Annotated in this window: 20 protein-coding genes, 1 tRNA gene and 1 pseudogene; 9 read left to right on the top strand and 13 right to left on the bottom strand. The window is 39.4% G+C overall.

Features of this window, described 5'->3' with window-relative positions:
- Positions 1–116: 116 nt before the first annotated feature.
- Entirely contained in the window at positions 117–1,118 is a 1,002-nt protein-coding gene (locus F896_RS13265) for a LysR family transcriptional regulator (protein WP_004808464.1), read from the bottom strand.
- Between the two features lie 530 nt (positions 1,119–1,648).
- Here F896_RS13265 and F896_RS13260 point away from each other — a divergent pair.
- Positions 1,649–3,253 carry an isocitrate lyase gene (locus tag F896_RS13260; protein WP_005145450.1) on the top strand — a complete coding sequence of 535 codons (1,605 nt, stop codon included), beginning with the start codon at positions 1,649–1,651 and terminating at the stop codon, positions 3,251–3,253.
- A 321-nt stretch (positions 3,254–3,574) separates the two neighbouring features.
- On the opposite strand, the gene F896_RS13255 is transcribed toward F896_RS13260, so the two are convergent.
- The 3 genes from F896_RS13255 to F896_RS13245 all read right to left on the bottom strand — a co-directional run bounded on the left by F896_RS13255 (position 3,575) and on the right by F896_RS13245 (position 6,157).
- The gene (locus F896_RS13255) at positions 3,575–4,201 is read right to left on the bottom strand and encodes a superoxide dismutase (protein WP_004652711.1); all 627 of its coding nucleotides are present in this window, start codon (positions 4,199–4,201) and stop codon (positions 3,575–3,577) included.
- Positions 4,202–4,431: 230 nt separating this feature from the next.
- Positions 4,432–5,052: a superoxide dismutase gene (locus F896_RS13250; RefSeq protein WP_016163082.1), complete on the bottom strand. Its 621-nt coding sequence runs from the start codon at positions 5,050–5,052 to the stop codon at positions 4,432–4,434.
- A 346-nt stretch (positions 5,053–5,398) separates the two neighbouring features.
- Positions 5,399–6,157: a Nif3-like dinuclear metal center hexameric protein gene (locus F896_RS13245; RefSeq protein WP_016163083.1), complete on the bottom strand. Its 759-nt coding sequence runs from the start codon at positions 6,155–6,157 to the stop codon at positions 5,399–5,401.
- Between the two features lie 188 nt (positions 6,158–6,345).
- On the opposite strand from F896_RS13245, the gene F896_RS13240 reads away from it, so the two are divergent.
- Positions 6,346–7,533 (top strand): trypsin-like peptidase domain-containing protein, encoded by a 1,188-nt coding sequence (locus F896_RS13240; RefSeq protein WP_016163084.1) that lies wholly within the window; start codon positions 6,346–6,348, stop codon positions 7,531–7,533.
- A gap of 329 nt (positions 7,534–7,862) precedes the next feature.
- On the opposite strand, the gene F896_RS13235 is transcribed toward F896_RS13240, so the two are convergent.
- Positions 7,863–9,077 carry an MFS transporter gene (locus F896_RS13235; RefSeq protein WP_016163086.1) on the bottom strand — a complete coding sequence of 405 codons (1,215 nt, stop codon included), beginning with the start codon at positions 9,075–9,077 and terminating at the stop codon, positions 7,863–7,865.
- Between the two features lie 175 nt (positions 9,078–9,252).
- Here F896_RS13235 and F896_RS13230 point away from each other — a divergent pair, with 175 nt between their 5' ends.
- Positions 9,253–9,840 carry a TetR/AcrR family transcriptional regulator gene (locus tag F896_RS13230; protein ID WP_016163087.1) on the top strand — a complete coding sequence of 196 codons (588 nt, stop codon included), beginning with the start codon at positions 9,253–9,255 and terminating at the stop codon, positions 9,838–9,840.
- 115 nt (positions 9,841–9,955) lie between these two features.
- Here F896_RS13230 and F896_RS13225 read toward each other — a convergent pair whose 3' ends face one another.
- From F896_RS13225 to map, 4 genes are all read right to left on the bottom strand, one after another.
- On the bottom strand, positions 9,956–11,092 hold the full coding sequence (locus tag F896_RS13225; protein WP_016163088.1) for a porin: 1,137 nt from the start codon (positions 11,090–11,092) through the stop codon (positions 9,956–9,958).
- A gap of 83 nt (positions 11,093–11,175) precedes the next feature.
- Complete coding sequence (locus F896_RS13220) at positions 11,176–12,522, bottom strand: MFS transporter (RefSeq protein ID WP_016163089.1); 1,347 nt, start codon at positions 12,520–12,522, stop codon at positions 11,176–11,178.
- A gap of 383 nt (positions 12,523–12,905) precedes the next feature.
- The gene (locus F896_RS13215; RefSeq protein ID WP_016163090.1) at positions 12,906–13,961 is read right to left on the bottom strand and encodes an OmpW/AlkL family protein; all 1,056 of its coding nucleotides are present in this window, start codon (positions 13,959–13,961) and stop codon (positions 12,906–12,908) included.
- 206 nt (positions 13,962–14,167) lie between these two features.
- A complete protein-coding gene (map, locus tag F896_RS13210; protein ID WP_016163091.1) occupies positions 14,168–14,992 on the bottom strand; it encodes a type I methionyl aminopeptidase in 825 nt (274 codons plus the stop codon).
- A 213-nt stretch (positions 14,993–15,205) separates the two neighbouring features.
- Between map and rpsB the strand changes: the two genes are divergently transcribed.
- Together rpsB and tsf are read left to right on the top strand one after the other, a co-directional pair.
- On the top strand, positions 15,206–15,958 hold the full coding sequence (gene rpsB / locus F896_RS13205) for a 30S ribosomal protein S2 (protein WP_004652723.1): 753 nt from the start codon (positions 15,206–15,208) through the stop codon (positions 15,956–15,958).
- Positions 15,959–16,096: 138 nt separating this feature from the next.
- The gene (gene tsf, locus F896_RS13200) at positions 16,097–16,972 is read left to right on the top strand and encodes a translation elongation factor Ts (protein ID WP_004652724.1); all 876 of its coding nucleotides are present in this window, start codon (positions 16,097–16,099) and stop codon (positions 16,970–16,972) included.
- A gap of 98 nt (positions 16,973–17,070) precedes the next feature.
- On the opposite strand, the gene F896_RS13195 is transcribed toward tsf, so the two are convergent.
- Positions 17,071–17,544, bottom strand: a complete 474-nt coding sequence (locus F896_RS13195) for a copper resistance protein NlpE (protein ID WP_016163092.1) — start codon at positions 17,542–17,544, stop codon at positions 17,071–17,073.
- A gap of 917 nt (positions 17,545–18,461) precedes the next feature.
- On the opposite strand from F896_RS13195, the gene F896_RS13190 reads away from it, so the two are divergent.
- The 4 genes and pseudogenes from F896_RS13190 to F896_RS13180 all read left to right on the top strand — a co-directional run bounded on the left by F896_RS13190 (position 18,462) and on the right by F896_RS13180 (position 23,266).
- Positions 18,462–18,998 (top strand): Csu type fimbrial protein, encoded by a 537-nt coding sequence (locus F896_RS13190; RefSeq protein WP_212750005.1) that lies wholly within the window; start codon positions 18,462–18,464, stop codon positions 18,996–18,998.
- 79 nt (positions 18,999–19,077) lie between these two features.
- Positions 19,078–19,784, top strand: a pseudogene (locus tag F896_RS0119685) (molecular chaperone).
- A gap of 9 nt (positions 19,785–19,793) precedes the next feature.
- Positions 19,794–22,247, top strand: a complete 2,454-nt coding sequence (locus F896_RS13185; RefSeq protein ID WP_016163095.1) for a fimbria/pilus outer membrane usher protein — start codon at positions 19,794–19,796, stop codon at positions 22,245–22,247.
- Positions 22,238–23,266, top strand: a complete 1,029-nt coding sequence (locus F896_RS13180; protein WP_016163096.1) for a Csu type fimbrial protein — start codon at positions 22,238–22,240, stop codon at positions 23,264–23,266. The genes F896_RS13185 and F896_RS13180 overlap by 10 nt, the downstream gene beginning before the upstream one ends.
- Positions 23,267–23,532: 266 nt before the next feature.
- Here the strand turns inward: F896_RS13180 and F896_RS13175 are convergent.
- The 3 genes from F896_RS13175 to F896_RS13165 all read right to left on the bottom strand — a co-directional run bounded on the left by F896_RS13175 (position 23,533) and on the right by F896_RS13165 (position 26,602).
- Positions 23,533–23,608, bottom strand: a tRNA-Gly gene (locus F896_RS13175).
- 62 nt (positions 23,609–23,670) lie between these two features.
- A complete protein-coding gene (gene cysS / locus F896_RS13170) occupies positions 23,671–25,092 on the bottom strand; it encodes a cysteine--tRNA ligase (protein WP_016163097.1) in 1,422 nt (473 codons plus the stop codon).
- Positions 25,093–25,198: 106 nt separating this feature from the next.
- On the bottom strand, positions 25,199–26,602 hold the full coding sequence (locus F896_RS13165) for a purine-cytosine permease family protein (RefSeq protein ID WP_016163098.1): 1,404 nt from the start codon (positions 26,600–26,602) through the stop codon (positions 25,199–25,201).
- Between the last annotated feature and the right edge of the window lie 64 nt (positions 26,603–26,666).

Raw genomic sequence — 26,666 nt, forward strand, 5'->3', positions numbered from 1 at the left:
TTAAGAGAATATAAACTATCAATAAGTAAAAGAAATAAATTTTTATTGATATTATTATTAAAACAATCAGCCACACAGAAGATATGGCTGAAATTTCATCTTATTAATGTGTCTGTTTAGAAAAAGCTATGTGGTAATTGTGAATTGCCATTATTCAACAAATACTCACGATTTTCTTCCTCAATCATTTGACGTGCAACAAATAGAATAAGTTGTCTGAGCCAACGATGTGCAGGATGATGATGCAATAACGGACACCAAGCCATTTTTAGTTCAAATTCTGGAATATAGAAAGGAGGATCCTTTATAACTAGTCTAGGATTCTGTGTTTGTAAGCGTGCCATACGTGTTGGTAGCGTCGCGATTAAATCTACATTTTGCGCCAACAGTGCTGGCATTTGATAATGACGGGTAAATACAGAGATCTTGCGGCGTTGACCGATACGCTCTAAAGCTTGATCAATCCAACCTAATCCAGCTTGTTTTTCTGGATTGACACCGAAACCGACACCCATACCTGTTTTAGATACCCAAATATGCTGTGCATCTAAATAACTTTTTAAATTGAGGTGAGTAACTGCAGGGTGCTTATCATTTAAAATACAGCTAAAACTATCACGCCATACCAAAACCTGATGGAAGCTTTGCGGGATTTCGTTGAAACGGTTGATGGCTAAATCAACTTTACCTTGTTCCATATCACGATAGGACACGTCACTTGGGGTTAAGAAATCCAAGACGACATTGGGTGCTTCTGAGCGTAAAGCTTTTACTAAACGTGGAACTAAAGTTGCTTCTGCATAATCGGATGTCATAATCCGGAATACACGATTACTGGTATAAGGGCGGAATTCAGTACGTGGTTCAAGGATCATTGACAGATCAGCCAATGCATCTCGAATACGTGGCTGTAATTCTAATGCACGTTCTGTTGGCGTCATGCCCTCAGAAGAACGAATGAGTAGAGGGTCGTTAAATAAATTACGTAAACGACGCAGAATATTACTCATCGCAGGCTGGGTGACACCCAATTGCTCTGCTGCGCGGGTGACATTTTTTTCACGAAGAAGTACGTCAAGATAAATTAATAAATTGAGATCGACGCGCTCCAGATTCATAAAAAAAATACCGAAAATAAAATCCTTGAATTGCCTTGAATTATGACATATCCAAAGGGATTTGTGTAACTTAATCCTACATAAAAGCAACAGCCTCAATGCTTATGCTTCAACTTGGCGCATTCTGTCGATTTATTTAATTTTGATGGCTTTTTATGGTGTAATTTTTTATTCAAATTGAGGCAAAACAGACTGGAAAATTGTCATTTTCTGTAGTTTTAATAACCCAATTTTAGTTTTTTCTGAACTGATGAGTCTAGAAAATGGGGCTGAAATTTGATGGTTGGCTCAAGTTGTGTATTTTATAAGATTAATAAAAACAGTTATTTATGTGGTATTTTTTGCATTTTTGAAAAATGGTTATACATATATTTTTTTAGAAAATACTGAAGATTAAGCCAGAATATTGGATAAAACACTTGCCAAAGACTAAGCTGTGAGACATGTTGATGAGGTGCTTTAAATCTAGACTAATTAAAATCAGGATTTATTAGCGATCATTCGATGCCAATCCGCAAAAGGAATATATCATGTCTACATATCAAACAGCGATTGATGCAATCCGCGAACTAAAAGCAAAATTCGGCGACACTTGGCGCGATATTAGCCCAGAAGATGCTGCGCGTATGCAAATGCAAAACCAATTCAAAACTGGTTTAGATATTGCTAAATATACAGCTGCGATTATGCGTCGTGATATGGCTGCTTATGATGCTGATTCTAGCAAATATACTCAATCATTAGGTTGCTGGCACGGTTTCATCGCGCAACAAAAAATGATTGCGAACAAAAAATACTTCGGTACAACTGAACGTCGCTATATCTACCTTTCTGGTTGGATGGTTGCTGCACTTCGTTCAGAATTTGGTCCACTTCCTGACCAATCTATGCATGAAAAAACTTCTGTACCTGCTTTGATCGAAGAAATCTACACTTTCTTACGTCAAGCTGATGCGAAAGAACTTAACGATTTATTCCGTGCGCTTAAAAAAGCAAACGAAGCTGGTGACACTGCTAAAGCTGCTGAAATCACTGCTCAAATCGATGGTTTCCAAACTCACATCGTACCAATTATTGCTGACATCGACGCTGGTTTCGGTAACGAAGAAGCGACTTACTTACTTGCACGTAAGATGATCGAAGCGGGTGCTTGTGCACTTCAAATCGAAAACCAAGTATCTGATGCGAAACAATGTGGTCACCAAGCTGGTAAAGTAACTGTTCCACATGAAGACTTCATCTCTAAAATCCATGCATTACGTTATGCATTCTTAGAAATGGGTCTTGATGACGGTATCATCGTTGCGCGTACTGACTCTGAAGGCGCTGACTTGACTCAAAAAATCCCAGTGGTTAAAGAGCCAGGCGACATCGCTTCTCAATACATTAGCTACTTAGACACAACTGAAATTGACATTGCTGATGCTCAAGAAGATGAAATCTTGATCAAACGTAATGGTAAATTACACCGTCCTAAGCGTTTAGCTTCTGGTTTATATCAGTTCCGTGCTGACACTCAAATTGACCGTGTTGTACTTGACTGTGTATCTAGCCTTCAAAATGGTGCTGACCTTCTTTGGATCGAAACTGCGACTCCAAACGTAGAAGAAATCGCTCACATGGTTAACCGTGTACGTGAAACTGTTCCAAATGCAAAGCTTGTTTATAACAACAGCCCATCATTCAACTGGACTTTAAACTTCCGTCAACAAGCTTACGACCGTTGGGTTGCTGAAGGTAAAGACGTTTCTGCTTACGACCGTGCTAAATTAATGAGCGCTGAGTACGATGCTACTGAATTAGCTGCTGATGCAGACGCTAAGATCCGTACATTCCAAGCAGATGCTGCTCGTGAAGCTGGTGTGTTCCATCACTTGATCACACTTCCGACTTACCACACTGCTGCTCTTTCTACTCATGAGCTTGCACAAGGTTACTTCGGTTCTGAAGGTATGTTGGCTTATGTTGCTGGCGTACAACGTAAAGAAATCCGTGGTGGTATCGCTTGTGTTAAACACCAAGCAATGGCGGGTTCTGACATCGGTGATGATCACAAAGAAATCTTCTCTGGTGACAACGCTCTTAAAGCACACGATGATGCTAAAAACACAATGAACCAATTCGCTGCTCACTAAGCACTGAACTGATTCAAAAGAAAACCCTGCGAAAGCAGGGTTTTTTATTGCTTTAACATACAGAGTTAAGACTGACTGTATTTGATTGAATAAAGTGCTGATCCTGACTTTTCTTATTATTAGTGATGAGACCCTTTCTATTTAAAGAACTTATTCAATGAGTAGAAGCGGGGCTATCCTCATTGTTCTAAAGACAGTTAAAACAGATTTAATTCTAACCAAAGTACATTAACCAGATGGATGAAATGAATCATTTCATCAAAAAATAAGCATAAAAAAGCTGCTCATAAAGAGCAGCTTTTTAGTTTGGGAAATAATCAATTATTTCTCAACACCTGCTGGTTGACCTGCAAGTTTTGCATTTGCATAGTCCCAGTTTACTAAGCTTTCTAAGAAAGTTGCGATGTACTTAGGACGTAAGTTACGGAAGTCGATGTAGTAAGCATGTTCCCATACGTCGATGGTTAATACTGCAACTTGGCCATGTGCAAGTGGAGTGTCTGCATTGGCAGTTTTAGTAATCGATAATTTACCGTTTACTTCATCAGCAACTAACCAAGCCCAACCTGAACCGAATTGAGTTGTTGCAGCAGCAGTGAATTCCTCTGCAAACTTTTCGTAGCTACCAAAAGCTTCTTCAATTTTCGCTGCAATCGCGCCAGTCGGTTTACCACCACCATTTGGTTTCATGCTGTTCCAGTAGAACGTGTGGTTCCATACTTGCGCAGCATTGTTAAAGATACCTGCTTTAGATGCATCACCAGCAGACGCTTTGATGATTTCTTCTAAAGTTTTGCCTTCAAGGTCAGTACCTTTGATTAAGTTGTTTAAGTTAACAACATAAGTATTGTGGTGTTTATCGTGATGGTATTCTAAAGTTTCGCGAGTGATGTGTGGCGCTAAATCATCATAGCCATATGGAAGTGCAGGTAAAGTAATGGTTGTCATGTTTCATTCCTTGCAAATTTGCTGGGTTTTACATTAAGTGCCTTTATTGTAAATGATTCTATAGACAATAGGGCAGTCTTTTAATACACAAAATATGCAAAAAATTTCGTTATGAGACATATACGATACAACAATGATTAGAGTTTTTAGCTCGTTTAGTGAACGTTCTAAAACACTCTAACCAGTTTTGTTAGGGGGTACTGAATCAGACCTAGCTGATGCGTAAATTATTACGCTTTTGCTTGTAATGCTTGGTGATAACGGCGATTGACCTCATTCCAATCCACGACATTATAAAATGCAGCAATATATTCAGGACGACGGTTTTGGTATTTTAAATAATATGCATGTTCCCATACATCTAAACCTAAAATAGGTGTATTGCCGTGCATCAGTGGCGAGTCTTGGTTGCCACTACTTTCGACTACTAATTTGTGTTCAGGTGTCACACTCAGCCATGCCCAGCCACTACCAAAACGACTAATTGCTGCTTTGGTAAATGCATCTTTAAAAGCATCGAAACCACCTAGTTGCTGATGAATAGCTTCAGCAATTTCACCCATAGGTTCACCACCCCCTTGTGGACTCATGACTGTCCAAAACAGTGAGTGATTGGCGTGTCCGCCACCATTATTGATCACCATATTTTTAAGATCTGCTGGAACTTCATTCACTTTGGCAACCAGTTCCTCCACAGGAAGTTTTTCCCATTCTGTGCCTTCAATTGCGCCATTAATATTATTGATATAGGTCTGATGGTGTTTGCTATGATGAATTTCCATTGTTTTGGTATCAATATTGGGTTCAAGTGCATCGTAAGCATAAGGAAGTGCTGGTAAAGAATAAGCCATGTGTTTGATTCCTTTTAATCAAAATGATTTTATTGGCATAAATTAAAGCGCCTTCATTATTCATTTAAAAGTAAATGAGAATCAATATCTTTTAATTTGCTTTTATCTATATAAAAAGAGATAAAAAATAAATTTTATTTATCATTTGTCTGTTAGGTCTTGAATTGACTTGCCAATGAAAGAAAGGGGATGTGTCCTGAGCTAGGCTTTATAGGCCCAAAGATAAGGTAACGATGTTGCAATGCTGGTGATGCTAGCATAAATCTTAAGTTGAAAATGGATTCATTTAAAAACTATGAAGAGAAGGAGTGAAAATAATTCCACTCCTTCAAATGGTTGACTTGAACTAGATCGGATTGTTGAGTTCGAAATATTCGGTTTTGATTGAAAACTGATTTGCAATTGCCTGCGCTAAACGTTGGACACCATAACGTTCAGTTGCATGGTGACCACATGCAAAATAATGTACCCCAAGTTCTTTCGCTTCATAAAAAGTACGTTCACTGACTTCACCAGAAATATAAGCATCACAATCTGCTTGAGCTGCTTTACTGATAAAATCTTGAGCACCGCCTGTGCAGAAACCTACTTTTTTAATTGCAGTTTTATCACTCGGCAAATGAATGACATTGAAATCAAAAATAGTCTGTAACTTTGCCTTAAATTGTTCAGGGCTTAGTGGGTTGTCTAAATAGGCGATATTACCGATCGGGTGCTTTTCGCTAGCATCTAAAGCTTCCAAATCTTTTAGACCGATCAAATCGGCAATAGCGATGTTATTGCCCAAAGTTGGATGTGCATCCAAAGGTAAATGGTAGGCGATGAGGGAAATATTATTTTGAATAAGTTTCTTGATGCGATTGCCGCGCATGCCTGTAATTGGGTAGGGTTCACCTTTCCAGAAATAGCCATGATGGACAAGTAAGGCATCTGCTTGTTGGGCAATTGCAGCATCAATTGCATCTTCTGATGCAGTCACAGCACAAACAATCTTATTGACTTCAGGCTTGCCTTCGATTTGTAAGCCGTTTGGTGCGTAGTCTTTAAATTCATTGGCTTTTAAAGTTTGATTACACCATTGCACAATGTCATGCAAATTTGCCATGTGATTCCTCAAATGTTTTACATCTTTTCTCGGTAACAATAAGAACATATTTTCAAATGTAACTAAAGCTAGACAAAACTTTTTTAACTTTTGCATTGATTTTAAGCAATTTACTTTACAATGGTGGAAACTTCCAGTTCTTCAATAAATTACGTTGATCACATAATTTCGCCTAGAGGATAATAGACGTGCGCCGTGCATTTACATGGTTACCTTGGGTATTACTCATTCTTGTTATTTTTAGTTTTCTGGCTTGGCAGAAATCACATCAACCGAAACCAACGGTGGCTGCTGATGGGGTAAAAATGCCAGCAGAAAAGGTTGAACCACTGATTGATACCACGCGTACGGGTGGGGTGGTTTCGTATAGTGCTGCGGTCAAAGTGGCGGCGCCTGCTGTGGTGAATATCTTTACCACACAGAAAGTGAAACAGATGAATCATCCATTATTGAATGATCCTGTGTTTCGTGAGTTTTTCGGCAATCAAATGCCACAACAGCCTCAAAACGAAAATAGTTTGGGTTCAGGCGTAATTGTACGTGCGGATGGTTATATTTTAACAAATAATCATGTGATTGCGCAGGCTGAACATATCGTAGTGGCTTTACAAGATGGGCGCCGTGCTGAAGCGACCGTGGTTGGCACTGATCCAGACACTGATTTAGCAGTAATCAAAATTGAATTAGACAAATTACCAGTATTGCCATTTAAATTAAGTGGTAATGAAGTGGGTGATGTTGTGCTCGCGATTGGTAATCCATTCGGTGTCGGTCAAACCGTAACGCAAGGGATTATCTCAGCAACCGGACGTTCGGATTTGGGTATTAATACTTATGAAGACTTTATTCAAACCGACGCTGCGATTAACCCAGGTAACTCTGGTGGCGCATTGATTGATGTTGCGGGTAATTTGATTGGTGTAAATACTGCAATTTTCTCTCAGTCTGGTGGGTCATTAGGGATTGGCTTTGCGATCCCTGCCAAAGTATGCCAACAAGTTCTGAACTCTATTCTAAAAGATGGCCGTGTGGTACGTGGTTGGTTAGGGATTAGCTTAATTCCAAATAACCTTGATGAAGATGTTCTGACCGCTAAACCGATTGGTGTCACTGTTGCAGATGTCTTACGTGGCGGACCATCTGATTCTGCGGGTATTAAGCGTGGCGATAAGATTATTCAAGTGAATAATGAGCAGATCTCTTCAGCATCACATTTGATTAATTATGTTGCATTACAAGCACCAGAAAGTTTAATTGATGTGGTGATTGAGCGTGAAGGCAAACAACAAACTTTACAGGTTAAGGTTGGAGAGCGTAAAGTGCAGCAGAATGCACAATCGCAATATATTCCATTGCCTAAGCGTCAACAACAGTAACGTCGCTTTGATGATAAATAAGGGCTGTCGATGAGCAGCCTTTATTTATTTGAAGTCATAAAAAAAGCGTGTTGATCGACTGATCAACACGCTTTTTGCATTTTATCGACTTTTTTATTTTTCATTAAAGCATCGAAATTTGATGGTTTGATGACAGAGCTTTAATGTTTAGATGACAAAGATAAAGCACGAGCTATCTGCTTCAATGTGCACAAAATGCTTGGTTGAAGTACTCAAATAAATCAGGGGTTTGAAACCAGATTAAGATTGAAAGACTTATCAAACATAAAAGGGTGACAAACAATACCAACTTAAAATGACGTTCTATATTAGTCATGAATCACAGCCTCTTCATTCACGAAAAGATGGATGACAACACCAAAAGCACTCAATACTAAACAGGCTAGCCAGATCATATTGTAGTTGCCTGCAATATCGTGATTGACTCCACCTAACCAGCCGCCAAAGAATGAGCCGATTTGATGGGTAAAGAATACAATACCACTAAGCATCGATAAATATTTGACCCCAAACATGTTGGCGACAATACCGTTGGTGAGCGGAACAGTTGATAGCCAGAGGAGTCCCATAATGATCCCAAAACTATAAACGGTCAATGTGCTGAGTGGAAGTAGTAGAAAAGCAATAATGGCAATACCGCGTAAACCATAAAGCAGCATTAGCAATCTTGGTTTCGAGTAGCGATCACCTAACCAGCCAGCACCATAGGTTCCTACAATATTAAATAGACCGACCAGTGCCAAGAATATCGTACCTGTTGTGGCGTCAAAGCCATGATCAATTAAATAACCAGGCAGATGTACGCCTAAAAATACCACTTGGAAACCACAGACCAGAAAGCCGAGGGATAACCACCAAAAAGGCTTATGTTTTCTTGCGATGTGTAAAACCTGTTTAAAGCTTAGACTTGGCTGATTCAGCGCTTTCGGTGTTGTAGAGGAAGGGGATTTCAATAACCAAGCCAACGGGACAATGAATGCAATAGCAAAGGCACTCACCAGTAACGCAGAAGACCAACCGATGGTTTTAAGTAGCAATAGGGTTGAAGGCAGCATAATAAACTGTCCAAAGGAACCCGCAGCACTGGCAATCCCCATGACCATACTGCGTTTCTCTGGTGGCGCAGCACGACCAACTGCAGAAAGCAATACGGTAAAAGAGGTCGCAGATAATGCGAGTCCAATCACGACTCCTAAGCTGAGGTTCAGTAACAATCCAGTAGAGCTAAATGCCATAAGGACTAATCCAATAGCATAGAGTACGCCCCCCGCCATAACGACTTTCTTAGTACCGTACTTGTCAGCAATTGCACCTGTAAAGGGTTGTGCTGCCCCCCAGATCAGGTTTTGCATGGCAATTGCAAAACTAAAAATATGATGACCCCAACCAAAACTATCGCTCATCGGCACCAGATATAAACCAAAGCCATGGCGTACACCCAATGAAAGGGCGAGAATCAGCGCACTTCCGATCAGCATCATAATTAAGGTTTTAGAGAAATTAGAGTCTTGTTTACCGTCCATACACTGTCCATATTTATCATTGGATATAGGGGATCTTTTAGGTGATGATTTAATGAATCCAAATAGATTATAATCATAATCTATAATAAAGTGTATTGTGAATTCAAAAATAGCTTCTATCATGGAGAATAGAATGTTGTTTTTTTATTTTCTATTGAAATATAAAGGTTGACTTATGCCACGTGTATCCAAACATTTAGCAATTGAAAATAGAAAGAATATTGAACATACGACTTCGAGATTGATTAGAGAGAAGGGTTTTGCAATCAGTGTTGCCGATCTAATGAAGGCAGCAGGTCTAACACATGGTGGATTTTACAAACATTTTCAAAACAAAGATGAGTTGATTGATATCGCATGCAAAGATATTTTTTTGCAATCTGTAAGTAAGTGGGAACTCATCATAGATGGGGCTGATGATGAAAAAACAGCATTACATGAAATTTTTAGGGCTTATTTATCTGAACGAAACTTGGAAAATCCTGGATTAAGCTGTCCTTTATCTTCTTTAAGTAGTGATGTTGCAAGAGAACTTAATGATAAGCCTGTGAAGCAGACATTTCACCAAGGTGTGGAATCATTGCTTTCTATTTTAAGTGGGCTGAACGCTTTAAATCTTAAAGATCAAGCGCAGATGTCTGAGCGTGCTATTATTCAGTTGAGTTTGTTATCAGGTGCACTCACATTGGCTCGATCGGTTGACCATGCTTTGGCATTATCTATACTTGATACCGTCAAGCGTCACTTATTAGAACAATATTAACTATGAATTTTTGATCAATAAGATGATCAATAAGAATGGATGGGTTTTAATGACGAATTAATAAAACAGAAATAACTTAAAGTTACTCCTGTTCTATGCCTTTTGATTAACAACCTTAAAATTTCAGTTCCAGGCCTAAACCTACAACTGGTTGTTTGTCTTTTTTATCTTCTTGTTCAAGCGTTAAATAACCTACATAGCCATAGCTCTTTACCTGCTTATTGAAGGCATAATCAGCGCCAGCCATGATTTGCTTGGCTTTAAAATCAGCAGTGGTATTTTTAAAGCGGGTATCATTCTGGCTATATTGTGCTTTGATCATCCATTTTTTTGTTTTTGGAAGAATATATTCGGCACCCACTAACCAACCTTGAGCATCATCAATATTGTTGGCTTTTGTGGCCCATTTTGTTGCTTCAGCTGGGTCTGCATAGCTAGTTTCTTCAACATCGGAACGTTGATACAAGCTTTTAATCGCCAAGCCTTCAATCGGATTTAAACGTCCGATGGCACGTATGGTATTTGCTGCGGCAAAAGCTTGTGTGTCGGCTGTATAAGCCTGTCCTGTGGCAACATTGAGAAAGCCACGTCCTGCAAAAGTGCTCGGAATGGCTTTGTCATAGCCAAGTCCTGTGACAAAAAATGGATGTTCATAAACCAGACTGGCAGACCATGCATCTCCTAAGCCGCGACCTGCAACTTTTGCACCACCGTTGGATATTTTAATACCAGATGATTCTCCAGTGGCGAGCAGAGCATTGAGTTTAACAACACCTTTAGAAAGTTGAATGGCGGGTGACTCATAGAGTACAACATTATCAATTCGATTCTCTCCAGTCAGAATCCCACCAATATCTGCTTTATTTGCCACATAGTTATTGAAAATATCAACTGTACTTGAGAGCTGTTTGACTGGCGTATCATGTTTACCCACTTTTATGGTACCGAATTGACTGTCCTTTAATCCGACAAAGCGGTTTCGTTGCGTCCAGTCTGTTCCATCACCGTCAGCACTCAATCCCCATTCAACTGCATAGACTGCACTTAGGCGTTCAGTTAGTTTCTCATCTCCTTTAATACCAAGATAGGAACTATTAGAGCTCACTTCCCAGACATCTTTATCTGAACTATGGGCATTTTTTTCTGGCAAGTAATCGATACTTGCATCAATTTCCCCATAAAGTGTAGGTGCTGCAAAAGTAGTAGTGGTTAAGCATCCAAGCATGGCAAAGCCAAGAAGATTCAATTTCATATTGAGACCCCTGAAGAAAAGTAATCAGTATTTAATTTAAAAAGGGGTGTGGAATGAGCTATCCCACACCGAAATTGATGTAATTAAGCAAGAGAATTGCGTTCGAGTACGGCCTGTTCAAACAGTTGTTGTTCTTTGGCTTTATGCTCGACTGAGAAGCGGATCAAGATGACACTAAATGCTGCAACGGTTACCAGCGCACCTAAAATCATTAAGCAGGTTTGTACGTCGAGTAAGCCTTTCAATAAGAAGCCTGCTGCAACCGCACCGACATTACCACCTGCACCGATGATACCTGCGACACCGCCCAAAGCATTGCGGTCAATAAAAGGAACAAGGGCATAGGTTGCACCGCAAGACATATGGGTAAACAAGGCAAAAACGGTCATGCTAATAATAGCAAGCGTTAAAGTATTCATTTGTGAGAAGAGAATCAGAAATAAACCTTCACATAGGATCATGATAAACAAGACTTTAGTACGACCATCTAAACCTTTAGTCATTGCAACTTTATCTGAAAGATAACCACCTAATGCGCGGGCAAACAGGGCAAGCAGACCAAAAATACCTGCAGTTAAGCCAGCTTCCTTTAACCCCATGTTGAAGTGATCGACATAGTACATTGCAGCGATGTTATGAATAAAAATCTCGATACCAAAACAGGCAGCATAAGAGACAAATAGAATCCAGACACGATAATTACGTGCAGCTTGCATCAGAATCGCAACACCGCCTTTTTTGCCAGCACCAACTTCGATACCTTGCTCACGAAGCTCTTTAAAATTTCCTTGAGGGCAGTCTTGAGTGAATTTCCAGTACAACACACCTACGATCAGCATCATAATGCCAGGTACAAGTAACGCAATTCTCCAACCCATCGCTTGTTCTACGCCGAACATAACGATAGCCCCAAGAATCAAAGGCATGATGGCTTGTGTCGCACCACCACCTGCATTACCCCAACCTGCAGAAGCAGCATTGGCCGTCCCCACCACATTGGGTGCAAACATCACACTGGTATGGTATTGGGTAATCACAAAGCTTGCACCAATTGCACCAATCAATAGGCGGAAGAACAGAAAGGATTCATAGGTGTTGGCAGCAGCAACACCAAACACAGGAATACTGCCGAGGAGTAAAAGTGCGGTATAGGTTTTGCGTGGACCGTATTTATCACACAATGGGCCAACAATCAGTCGAATTAAAATGGTAATCGCAACGGCTGCAATGTTGATATTGGCAATCTGGTCTTTGGTTAAATTGAACTCGCCTTTGATAACTGGCATGAGGGGAGCACAGGCAAACCACGCAAAGAAACAGACGAAGAATGCCAGCCATGTCATATGGAAAGCACGCATGGCAGGTGTAGAAAAGCTAAATAATTTTATTTCTGTGGCTTTTTTTGCATCAATATTCATTGGTGAAGACATAACTTTCTCCTGAACTGCACGTCATTTATTTTGCTTAGTCATTACGCTGATTAAGCAAATCGAACAGAACGGACGCCGTTGGCCGTCATCAAATATATTTATGAATCTTCGTTGATTCAATGTGCTTGATATATTGCAAGTGCCGTGCCAGAAAAATAAATTAACCAAATGAATAATTTAAAATGTTAATCATCAAGGTATTTATAAGAGAACAAAGTGAATCAAGAACATTGTTATTAATGTGAAGTCGTCGGAAGGAGGTATCTGTGTCAGACAATCTCCTGAAAATTGCTTACTCGTAGTGCGTGATTTTTGATCATGGTGCTTTGAAAGATTGCACAATAAAAAAAGCAGCGAGTGCTGCTTTTTTTATTAAGTGGAATTTAGAAACGGTAACCGACACCGACATAGGTAATCAGTGGATCAATATCAATTTTAGTATTTGCTTTGATGAGTTCTTTACCTGTGTTGCGGTCAGTCACAGAGATTTTAGCCTCATTATTCATTTTGGAATAAGAAACAGAACCGACAGCAAACCAGTTTGGGTTAAAGTCATAGGTTGCACCTACAGTCACAATCGGGGCAAAGGTGTCCGTTGCTTTGAGTTTAACTACAGGGTCTGCTGAGGATGTTTTGCCATCTAAGGCTGCACCTGCTTTTCCATCATGAATATTTTGAATCATATGACCTGCTTTGATTAAATCTGACTCAATCCCTGAGTTTATTTTTAAATCATTAAAATAAGCATACATGACACCTGCGCCAACATAGGGACGGAACTTATTCACCCCAGATTTACCAAATTGGTAATGTAGTTCTACAGCGGGTAACCAAGCACGTGCAGTTGCAGCTTTGTCACCTTGGGTTAGATCAGTGATATGGATATCTTGTTTTAAACCAATTGTTCCTAATGCTGTTTCTGCCTGACCTGTTAAGGGTGCATAGATATCACCTTTACCTTTGATATCAACTTTCGGTGGAATACCAGCCTTAACCTCTAAAGAGATGTTATCGGTAAAATGGTAATTAGCCATAATACCAACAGTGTCGACATTATCAGCTTCTAAGCCTGTTCCTTGGCTTTGCCAGTTAGATAAACCGTTGACAGTTGCAGTTCCCGTTAACAGGCCTGGTACTGGGTCAAAGGGTTGTATTTTAATCGCATCATAAAGAAGCTTATTGGAGTCTCGGTCTGCTGCTGCAAGTACAGCTTGTTTAGAGACATCTCCAACTTTGGCTTTAGTACCCTCAGCAACACTCGTGTTGATATTGACTGGATTTGCAGATCCTTGCGGCATGGCATGTAACCAGCCTGCGGAAACAGAAAAACGTTTAAACCCATCTCCATCTTTCAGACTGAAATAAGGCGAGTCTGCGAAAGTAAGTGTGGGTAGTGCACATACACCTGTAATCAGGCAAGCGAATGATTTCTTCATCATTGTGGGACTCCATGTCCAAAACGTTTGTTAGGATTTTTCTTGCGCCCACCATAACGCTATTTTTAAATAGGCTTTGTTTAGTTAAATTTTATAATTGTTATGCTTATGAATTTTTTTGTTTGATTTAAATAAATTGATGAAGAAAATGTGGATGCGTAAAAAAAGCCACCGGAGTGACTTTTTAAGAATAATTCAAAGTGAATGAATTACATAAAGCGAGAAAGATCTTCTTCAGGTCGAGCAGTTAAAACTTCGATCCCTGTTTGTGTTACCAAAATCGTATGTTCATATTGAGCAGATAACTTGTGATCTTTTGTGACAACCGTCCACTTATCACCTAAAAGCTTGGTTTGCCAAACACCTGCATTGACCATTGGCTCAATAGTAAAGGTCATGCCTGCTTCTAAGCGCATACCAGTTCCCTTTTGACCATAGTGTAGAACTTGTGGTTCGTCGTGGAAAACATTGCCGATACCATGACCACAATATTCACGGACAACACTGAAACGCTCAGATTCAACATACTGTTGAATGGCATAGCCAACATCACCTAGATATGAACCATCTCTAACAGTTGCCATACCGCGATACATCGCTTCCTGCGCCACTGAACATAAACGATTAGCAAGAATAGATGTTTCACCACCCACGATGTACATCATGTTGGTATCGCCGTGATAACCATCTTTAATAACCGTTACATCAATATTAAGAATATCACCGTTCTTTAATGTTTTATTTTCAGATGGGATGCCATGACAAACAACATGGTTAACTGAAGTACAAATAGAATGTTGAAAAGCAGGGCGGCCAGGTGCAGCACCGTAACCTACACAGGCAGGAATCGCTTGTTGAACATTTTCAATATGATTGCGACAGATTGTATCGAGTTCTAGTGTGCTCACACCCGCTTTAATATGCGGTTTAATCATGTCTAGAACTTCAGCCGCCAATTTCCCTGCAACACGCATCTTTTCAATTTCTTCAGGTGTTTTGATTAATCGGCGTGGGGCTGTATAAGTTGTATTCATGATCTCTAAAAACTTTTGGTAATTTGCAAGTGTCTATGGTATAAATAGCCGCCTATTTTATCAAATGCTTTTCGTGAATATATTTTACGAAAATATCTGATAACAATAGTCGTAAAAAATCCGCACATATATCGACACATTACTCTGGGTGCCTAGCAATAGGTGGAGAATGCGGATATATGGAGGCCTAACCCAAACTTTAAGGTAAAGAAAATGGCAGATTACAACGTAAGCATGCGCGACCTTCTTCAAGCAGGCGCACACTTTGGTCACCAAACTCGTTTCTGGAACCCAAAAATGCGTCAATACATTTTTGGCGCGCGTAACAAAATTCACATCATCAACCTTGAGCACACTGTTCCTGCGTTAAATGATGCTTTGAACTTTGTTAACAATCTTGCAAGCAAAAAGAACAAAGTATTGTTCGTTGGTACTAAACGTGCTGCTTCTAACATCATCCGTGAACAAGCTCAACGCGCTGGTCAACCATATGTAGATCACCGTTGGTTAGGTGGTATGTTGACGAACTGGAAAACACTTCGCCAATCTATCAACCGTTTAAAAGACCTTCAAACTCAATCTCAAGACGGTACTTTTGCAAAGCTTACTAAACGTGAAGCTTTAGAGCGTACTCGTGAGATGGAAAAACTTGAACGTGCTTTAGGCGGCGTTAAGAACATGGGTGGTTTACCTGACGCATTATTTGTAATCGACGTTGATCACGAAGCGATTGCAATCAAAGAAGCGAAAAACTTAGGTATTCCTGTAATCGGTATCGTTGATACAAACTCTAACCCAGACAACGTTGATTACGTTATTCCGGGTAACGACGATGCGATTCGTGCAGTAACTTTGTATGCTTCAGCTATGGCTGATGCGATTCTTGCTGGTAAAGAATACGCTCAATCACAAGCTAATGCACAAGCAAAAGGCGACGATGCTGCGAAAGACGCATCTGAGGCTTAATGCGTTTTGACGCAAGCTTGTCATTTTTGCGACATGTAATGGTGGCAGATTAAAGCGTCGAGAGTGCAAACGGCCCAGAGTTTCTTTGGGCCGTTTTTGTTGAACAGATTTATTTTCTACCGATTTTAGGAGATCAACATGACTGCAGTTACTGCGAGCATGGTAAAAGAATTACGTGACCGTACTGGTCTTGCAATGATGGAATGCAAAAAAGCATTAACAGAAGCAGGCGGTGACATCGAACTTGCGATTGATAACCTTCGTAAATCAGGTCAAGCAAAAGCTGCTAAAAAAGCAGGTAACATTGCTGCTGATGGCGCGATCACTATTATTCAAAACGGTAACAAAGCAATTCTTGTTGAAGTTAACTGTCAAACTGACTTCGTTGCTAAAGACGAAAACTTCAAAAACTTCTCTGATAAAGTTGCTGCTGCTGCACTTGCTGCAAACGAAACTGATGCTGCGAAAATTGCTGAACTTAAGCTTGAAGACGGCGCAACTGTAGAAGAAGCTCGTGTTGCACTTGTTCAAAAAATCGGTGAGAACATTCAAGTTCGTCGTGCTCAAATCGTTGAAGGCGAAAACTTGGCTGTTTACAAACACGGTTTAAAAATCGGTGTTGTTGTTTCATACACAGGTGATGCTGACACTGGTAAAGGTATTGCAATGCACGTTGCTGCGTTCAACCCAGTTGCTGTAAATGCTGAAGCTGTTCCAGCTGACTTGATCGCTAAAGAGAAAGAAATTGCTGAAGCGAAAGCATTAGAATCTGGTAAGCCTGCAAACATCGTTGAGAAAATGGTAACTGGTTCAGTTGAAAAATACTTGAACGAAGTTGCTCTTGATCGTCAAATGTATGTTATCGACAATGACAAGAAAGTTGCTGATGTATTAAAAGCGACTGGTACTGTTGTAGCTCAATTCGTTCGTTTCGAAGTGGGTGAAGGTATTGAGAAGAAAGCTGAAATGAGCTTTGCGGAAGAAGTTGCTGCTGCTCAAGCTGCTGCGAAGTAATTCGTATCTTCTAAAAAACCCAGTCATTATGGCTGGGTTTTTTTATTGCCTGTAGAAAAAGCCCACTATATTGAGTGGGCTTTTATAGACTGAAAAATTTATTCAGCTTCTTTCTTTAGTTCATATTTTTCAGCTAATTCGCCTGTGATCTCTTTGCCTTCCATATCAAGGGCTTTTAAATAGCCTTCAGCAACAAAGTATTTACGGCCATCGCCAGCTTTGTCTAGCTCAATAATTGAGGTGTTTTGGCTATCGAATTTAAAGCTACCTTTGCTTTCAAACGCTTTACCATCACCTTTGCCTAGATAAGTCTCTTTTAACTCAAATGTTTTATCTTGGTTGAGTTCAAGCTCGGTTTCAATTCCTTCGCAATCTGCGCAAGGGAGTGCACCTTTATATGTGCCATTCCAGTCTAATGAGTTTTCTGCTGTGTGTGCACTATCAACAACCTCAGTGCTGCTTTCTGTGCTCGTTGCAGGTGGGGTTTGTTCATCAGTTTTTGGTGTTTCTGCTTTATTGCATGCAACTAAAAAAATAGAAGCTAAAGAAATGGCGATAATTGATTTTTTCATCTTAGATATAACCTTGTGAAAATATTAATATCCAAGTTATTAGATTTTAAAAAGAAATGGTAGTAAGGGAATGTAAGGGTTATTTAACCTTTGGTAAAGCAAGACAAGTTAACCTTGTTTTGTTTTAGCTGTTTACGACAGTGTTTAGCACTTTTGGTCGTGACCTTTGAGCAATTCTTCTTGGCTTGAGCTGATGTGTAATGCTGTAATTTAGTTAGAAATTCTACAACTTGAGCGCTCTGATTTTTTGGGTTAGCGAAGGCAAGAGCTTGTCTAATAGGATTTGTAAATTTGCCCTATTGAAGGTTTGGAAAAATGGGACCAAATGGGTTTGGATGGAGTGGAAAAAATCGATCTTAAGTTTAAATTTAATTTCAGATCACCCTTTTTATTATTTGAAATATACAGGATTATTCTTAAAATTTTATGTAGCCAAAGTCTGTCATTTTTAAAATTCAAGTAAGTTTAGAGAGCCCAAGACCCATTAATAAAACTTTTAAATGAATTGCTTTTGTTTATGGGTTTTGTGGTGTGTTGAATCCAGTAAAATTGACCAGTGACTTTGTTTTTTGTGATTGTTATGGCTCATATTATTGAAAGTTAATAATAAAAAATGGATATAGTTTTGGCGGGCTTAAACTTCTTACAGAATTTAAAATTGGTTAAAAAAAGATCTGTTATGGTGTGAGTTTTATTTGTTAATATTTGTTGTTTATTGGTTTTGTTATGTAATTTTTTAATTTTAATAGAAATTTCAAATAAAAATTCTGTGATCTGGTTCTGATTCTTTATGTATTATGCGCCTTATAGGGTAAAAAAAAGATGCTTTGAAAAAACAGTCAGGAAGGCTAGTGATTGTGATGGGGAAGGCTAGTTTTTACATCTATTAATCTAATTCTCGTAATGTAAAAAGGTTTTTGACCATGAATAAGTCTTTCATTTGTTTGTCAGCACTCGCTGTTGGTTTAATGTCTGCCAACGTTGCAAATGCAGCATCAGCAACAGGTACTTTAACTGTTAAAGCAACAATTACAAATAGCTGTGTATTGAATACTTCAGCTACAGGTACAACAGCGAATGCAGTTTTAGATTTTGGTACATTAAGTTCTCTTGCTAGCAACGTAGATGCTGATACTACAACGACAGGTGGTACTTCGATCAAGGTTCTATGTAACAACACTGTGCCATGGACTTTGGCTTTTGATGCTGGAAAAAATGCTCAATCGACGCAGCGTCGTATGATTGGCGGTGCAACAAGTAATGAATACATTCCGTACAATCTTTTCTCTGACACCAATCGTGCAACTGCAATTGGTATTGCAACCACGGCTTATAGCGGAACGGGTTCTGGCGCAGTACAAACTGTGAATGTGTATGGTCGTATCCCTGCTGGCTCAACTTTACCAAGTGCTGGCAGCTATTTGGATACAGTAACTGTGACAGTGACTTATTAATTTTAATTAAATTATACGGTATCACTAGCTCTTTTCTTAAGAGCTAGTTTAATTTCAGAAAAGTAAAACTGGGCAAATCATGAAAAAACATCTTTTTGTTATTACAAGTTTATTGTTATCTTTGCCTAGTATATTGAATGCAGCTTCCATTCGTCTTTCACCTGTCAGTGTTGAAATATTAAGTGATCAAGCGGCATCTTCAATCAGTTTATATAACCAGTCAAATGAAAGTACTGATTTACAAGTACGTGTATTTGAATGGAGTCAAAAGATGGGCAAGATCAATTATTACCTACAGATGATATTGCAATTAGCCCGCCATTCTTAAAATTACAGCCCAATGATTCTTATAATATACGTGTAGTAAGGATTAATCCGATACCAGTTTCTGGTGAAAAAACCTATCGTATTATTATTGATGAATTGCCTAAACCTATTGATAGCCGCAAAGCGGATCAGGGAATTAATGTACTACTGCGTTCATCATTGCCAGTATTTGTGGTTAATAAGCAGGCGATCACTAAACTTAGCTGGACAATACAAGAAGAGCAAAATAATTCTTATCTTACGATTAGTAATGTGGGCGATAGACATGCGCTCTTAAATAACCTAACGCTCAATGATGCAACAACTGGGCAAAGTTATCCGATTAAAGTAAATACGGTGAATGGTTATATTCTAGCTGGAAAATCAAGGAGCTTTAGCCTCTCTAGTGAATTTAAATATGATAAGAATCATAAGTATACAATTAGCTTAATGATTAATGGTAAGCAAGCTACGCTTTAAGAGGCTTAGATGAAACATATTATAAGTATCTTATGTGTAACTTATCTTCCAGTTCACGCATTGGCTGAGTCTTTGCAAGATAGTACAAATACTTTAATGCCTGCAATTCCGGATTTAGTCGAGGTAAATAGCCGTACAGAAAAGAATGGTAATGACGGATTGGCTAAAAATTATACCCAGCTATTTTTAAATGTATATATAAACTCTCAAAGTTCTAATGATTTGATTTCTGTGAAAAAAGATCAAGACGGAAAATTGTATATTCGTTCTAATGACTTAAAAAAATTAAGAGTAAAAATAGATAGCAAAATACCAAATACGATGTGGGTGTGCCTTAATGCTCTAGATAAAATTGAATTTAGTTATCTGGAAAAGGATCAGTCTTTAAGTTTAGTCATTCCATCAAGTATGCTGGAAAATTATGCTGTAGATCTTAATCAACAAGATATTACCAATTCTAAGTTACTAAAACTAAAAACCTTAAATGCCGCAGTTCTAAATTATGGCTTATACCACTCCATAACAAATGGGGAGGCTGTTTTTTCAGGCTCCGCTGAAGGTATTTTTAATAGTGCGATCGGTAATTTTTCTTCTGGAATGTTGTATAACGGCAGTGATGAAAATAGCTATAGTCACGATAAATGGGTACGTTTGGAAAGTAAGTGGCAATATGTCGATCCTGAAAAGATCAGGATGTATACATTAGGGGACTTTATCTCCAATACACCCGATTGGGGAAATAGTGTGCGTCTTGCTGGTTTTCAGTGGTCAAGCGCTTATACCCAACGTAGTGATATTGTGACATCGGCATTACCACAATTTTCTGGTTCAGCCGCATTGCCTTCAACGCTCGATTTGTACGTCAATCAACAAAAAATTTATTCAGGCTTTGTTCCATCAGGTCCGTTTGATATTAAACAATTACCATTTATTTCTGGAAATGAAGTCACCCTAGTGACCACAGATGCGATGGGTCAACAAAGTATTACTAAGAAGCCTTACTATTTCTCATCTAAAATTCTGGCAAAAGGCATAAACGAGTTTTCAATAGATGTTGGTGTTCCACGCTATAACTATGGGCTTTATTCAAATGACTATGATGATGCTACTTTTGCATCAGGTGCAATTCGATATGGTTATAGTAATTCACTCACATTGAGTGGCGGAATGGAGGCTTCGACAGATGGTTTATCTAATCTGGGAACTGGTTTTGCTCAGAACTTATTTGGCTTAGGTGTAATTAACGCCGATATGGCAGTAAGTCAGTATAAGGATGAAAATGGCTACTCTGCCTTGGTGGGTTTGGAAGGCCGTATTAGCAAGAGTATTTCGTTTAATACCAGCTATCGAAAAGTATTTGATAACTATTTTGACCTTGCCCGAGTGTCTCAGGTGAGATATCTAAAAGATAATCAGATTGATGCTGAATCGCAAAATTACCTTAGCTATAGTGCATTGGCTGATGAGATTTTTAGAGCGGGAATTAACTATAATTTTTATACAGGCTATGGCGCTTATTTGGGCTATAACCAGATCAAATATAGTGACCGCTCATATAAGTTATTATCTGTGAATCTAAGTGGGAGTATGAATAAGAATTGGGGGTTTTATATCTCCGCCTATAAGAATTATGAAGATAACAAAGATTATGGCATTTACTTTGCGCTGCGTTATACGCCTTCTACTAAACTCAATGCCATTACAAGTATGTCTAATGACAGCGGTAAAACAACATATAGACAAGAAATTAATGGATTTACTGATCCACAAATAGGCGCATTTGGATGGGGTGGATATGTTGAGCATGATCAGGATGTGAATGACAATAATGCATCGATATATGCCTCTTACCGTGCTCGACCAGCTTATCTTACAGGGCGATATACTCGATTTGGGGATAGTGATCAGGTTGCACTTTCAGCGACAGGGTCTTTGGTTGCGGCAGCGGGGCGTATATTTGCAGCAAATGAAATTGGAGATGGTTATGCTATTGTGAACAATGCAGGACCGCGAAGCCAGATTCTAAATGGTGGTGTGAATTTAGGGGAGACAGACAAATCTGGCCGATTCCTAATTGCGAATTTAAGACCTTATCAGCCTCATCATATCTATTTGGATCCATCATATTTACCGTTGCAATGGGATGTTACATCTACAAATCAAACAGCGCTCGTCGGCTATCGTCAAGGAACTCTGATCGACTTTGGTGCTCATCAAACCATTTCAGGATTGGTGAAAATTGTTGATCGGAATAATTCTCCGTTACTACCTGGTTATACGGTTCGAATCAATGGGCAACAAGATGCAGTGGTTGGTTATGATGGTGAGGTATTTGTTCCAAACCTTTTGCAGCAAAATAAACTTGAAGTAGATCTTCTTGATCGTGGAACGTGTCAAGTCGATTTCACTTATAAGAGTAGTCAGTACACTGTCAGAAAATTAGGGCCTTATATATGTCAATAAGTATTGCGAGCAATGGTCAAGAAAAGAAATTGGGAACTTTCTTATCAGTTCTAAAATATCTTATTGGAGGGTTTCTGCTTTCCATTTTCTATGCTTTTTTTAGCTCAGCACATGCTGCTTGTACTCTGACGGGTTCAACGTCAAATACTTATACATATACAGCGGCAACAATTAACAGTGATGCAACGATTACTTATACCGGAACCATCCGTTGTACGAATACTGGAAGTGCTGCTCAAACATCACAGTATATGTGTATGAAAACAGTATTTACGGGGAATACCACATCAAATAATAGTGTTTCATTACCGTATACAGTAACTGCAACTGTAGGTGGGGCTGGTTCTTCTACTACTAATCAGACCTCTAATGTTTGGTATGGGCCAGTGAATACGGTGGCAACGAATAACATTTTGAATTATTCAGTGAGCATTAAGGTTCCAGCTCAGTCAGGTTCATTAACCGCTTATCCTATAGGTACTTATACGGGTTCGGTGCAGTTTTTTTGGGATATGCAGGGAAATGCCAGTAGTCGATGTGAAGGCGATAGTGGTGGAGGCTGGGATTCGGGCAATACCACCATAACGGCGAATTATGTTGTACCAAGTTTATGTCAATTGAATTCAACATCTAATGTTGAGTTTGGCAATATTAATGATATTGGTACGACTAGCCGCGATTACACCGCTCAAGGTGCAATTAATACAACCTGTAATTATGGAACCCCCTATAGTATTTATTTGGGAGATGGGAATAATCGTATTGCTGGTGGTTTTAGGCGTATGACAAATGGTAGCAGTCAATATATTCCATATCAGCTTTACCAGAATGCATCATATAGTACGGTATGGGATGCTACAGGTGGTGTAACAGCTGTGGGAGGCTCTGGTGGCGTATCTAAAACAGGAACAGGTAGTGCCCAAAGTACCTTGGTTTACGGGAGGATTCCTCAAGGAACTGTTATTTCAAGTACGCCGGGTAATTACTCGGATACAGTAGTGGTTACTGTTACGTACTAAAATTAATTCAATCTTTAAGTGTGAAGTTTTAAACAGGCTAAAACACGGCCTGTTTATTTTTTGGTGAGTAGTAGTCAACGTTTTGATAACTTTAGATGAGCTTGAGTATCGTGGGCGTAGTGCTGTTGCAGTATAAAAAGCTTTCTTCTTTTTGATAATACAATTTAAAAAGATATACGAAGGAATTATTTTTAGATTTTTAATATTCTGTTTTAGTTCGTAAATAAAAAAAGCCCTTATCGAAAGATAAGGGCTTTTTTTGAATCTGGAGCGGGAAAGGAGACTCGAACTCCCGACCCCAACCTTGGCAAGGTTATGCTCTACCAACTGAGCTATTCCCGCAATAGGACGCATTATAGAGAGTTTCATTCAAGTGTCAACTCTTTATAATGCTGAGTGCTGAATTAATCAGCACGTCGCCAGATTGTACCTTGACGCGTATCTTCCAAAACCACACCTTGATCCAATAAAGACTGGCGAATGCCATCGGCTTGAGCAAAGTCTTTGGCTTTTTTCGCATCAACACGCTGTTGAATAAAATCTTCAATTTCAGCATCGGAAAGGGTAAGTGCTTCCTGACCAATATCTGATTTGAGGAATTCATCCACATCATGTTGAACTAAACCAAGAATTTCAGTTAAGTGGCGTAAGGTCGAGTAAAGAACAGCGGCTTGCTCTGCTTGTTCATCTTTCACCGCACGGTTTAGTTCTTTATTGAGTTCAAAAAGTACCGCCATTGCTTCAGCAGTATTAAAGTCATCACACATGGCATTGTTAAAACGTTCAACAAAGTTTTGCTCTAAGGTCTCAACAGTTGTTTGACCATACACCTGTTGATAGGCTTTAAATGAATGATAAAAACGGCTCAGTGCAGTTTTTGCTTCTTTTAAGGCAACATCAGAGAAGTTGACAGGGCTACGGTAATGCGAAGACACGATGAAGTAGCGAATCACCTCTGGGTGGAATTTCTCCATCACATCGCGAATGGTAAAGAAATTGCCTAAAGATTTAGACATTTTCTCGCCGTCGACATTGATGAAACCAACATGCATCCAATAATTTACATATTGTTCACCCGTTGATGCTTCACTTTGTGCGATTTCATTTTCATGATGAGGGAACATCAGATCTGAACCGCCGCCATGAATATCGAAATGATTGCCTAGGCAGCAGGTCGACATTGCAGAACATTCAATATGCCAACCTGGGCGGCCATTGCCCCAAGGTGAAGCCCAAGCAGGTTCATTTGCTTTAGCATGTTTCCACAATACAAAGTCAAAGGGATGTTTCTTTTCAACTTCGACATCCACACGCTCAGAAGCACCTGCTTGCATGTCATCCAATTTACGACCAGATAGGCGGCCATATTTATCGAATTTGGTCACTTCAAAATAGACATCGCCATTGGCAGCAGGATAAGCAGCGCCTTTATCAACCAGTGTATTGATCATGTTTTGCATTTGATCAATATATTCAGTTGCTTTTGGTGCTTCATCTGGTGCAGCACAGCCTAGGTTTGCTGCATCTTCGTTCATTGCATCAATAAAGCGTGCGGTGAGCTGTTGAATGCTTTCACCATTTTCATTGGCACGTGCAATGATTTTGTCATCAATGTCGGTAATGTTGCGAATATAGCGAACTTTCCAACCTTGGCTGCGTAGAAAGCGAATGATGTAGTCGAATGCAACCATAACCCGAGCGTGCCCAATATGACAGTAATCGTAAACCGTCATACCACAGACATACATATCGATTTGACCTTCTTTGCGTGGGACAAATTCAACTTTTTTACGTTGCTCAGAGTTATATAGAACAAAAGGTTGCATAAGGGTTTTCAAACACTCTACAAAAATCGTTATTCATCATAACGTATGCACCATATTTCATAAAGTTATCAGCAGAAAAAAGATGGCTTTCATTTGCAATCTTTCTTTATTTAAAACCAATTTGACTTGTCGTTCGAAGTTGAGCTTTTTTTGCGAAATAATAAATCACAGCCGTTGCCAGAATACCGACCAACCAAGAGATATCAATACCCCCTAACATGGTCGCGATGTGACCTGTGTAAACTTTACTATGAATAAATGGAAGTTGTAGTAACACGCCCATGATATAACAGCCAATGCCGATAAGGTTCCACCGACCATATTTCCCATCTGGATCATATAAGGCGTCAACATCACATTCTTCTTTAGAGATGAAATAGTAGTCTACGAGGTTAATTGCACTCCAAGGAATGAAGAAGGTGAGTAAGAACAGAATGAATGCTTTAAAGCTGTTTAAAAATGTGTGTTCACCAGCAATTGCGATGATTGTAGAAATGGCGACCATTGCAAGTACAATACCTAAACGCGTCATTCTTGATATTTGATAGTGCGGTTTGAAGCTATTCCAAATGGTTGCAATACACATGAAGCATCCATAAGCATTCAGCGTGGAGAGTGTGACCTTACCAAAGGCGATACTGAAATATAAAAAAGTAATGATCAGTGCGACGGCATTCATCTCCACGACATATTGCACCTCATTTCCGACAAAGCTGCCTTGTGAAATCTGTGCAATCAATACACCCAAGGTCATGGAAATTTGCGAACTGAGGAGTGAGCCTAAACCAACAGCCAAAAAGACACGGGTGGAGGAGGTGTTTGATGGTAGGTATCTGGAATAATCTGCAACATAAGGACCGAATGAAATTTGCCAAGAAGCAGAAAGCGAAATTGCCAATAAAAATGAGGACCAGCTAAACTTTTGAACGGCAATTAATTCTGAAAAATCTGAATGGGTTAAAATTTGAGTCAAAATAATGATAAAGGCAACTATGCCAATAACGCTTGCAACTTTTCCCACCCAGTGGATTAAGCGATAACCAATGGTGGCAAAGATCACAATAAACGCCGCATAGATTAAAATTCCAGTGCTATTGCTGACATTGATGAGCTGTGCGATCGCTTTACCTGCGAGGACTTCACCAGTGGCAGTAAATCCGATGTACATTAAGCAAACTAAGAAAATCGGAATGCAGGCACCATATACGCCAAATTGAACGCGGCTTGAAATCATTTGTGGGAGGCCAAGCTTTGGACCCTGCGCTGCATGTAAAGCCATCACAATGGCACCGAAGCATTGCCCAACCAATAAACCAATAATCGACCAAAATACATCGCCACCGAGTACAACAGTCAAAGCACCTGTAACGATTGCTGTGATCTGTAAATTAGCACCAAACCACAGCGTAAATTGGCCGAAAATACTGCCATGTCTTTCGTGTTCTGGAATAAAATCAATACTGCGATTTTCAATAAATTGATGTTTTTCTTTCCCATCCAATGAGGTCATTTTTTACTCCGTATCCTTGAAGTACTTATCATCATAAAAAATACCTAATTGGTGCTTAGGTATA

Origin of the sequence: Acinetobacter genomosp. 15BJ (genome assembly GCF_000400715.1) — a bacterium.
Lineage (GTDB): Bacteria > Pseudomonadota > Gammaproteobacteria > Pseudomonadales > Moraxellaceae > Acinetobacter.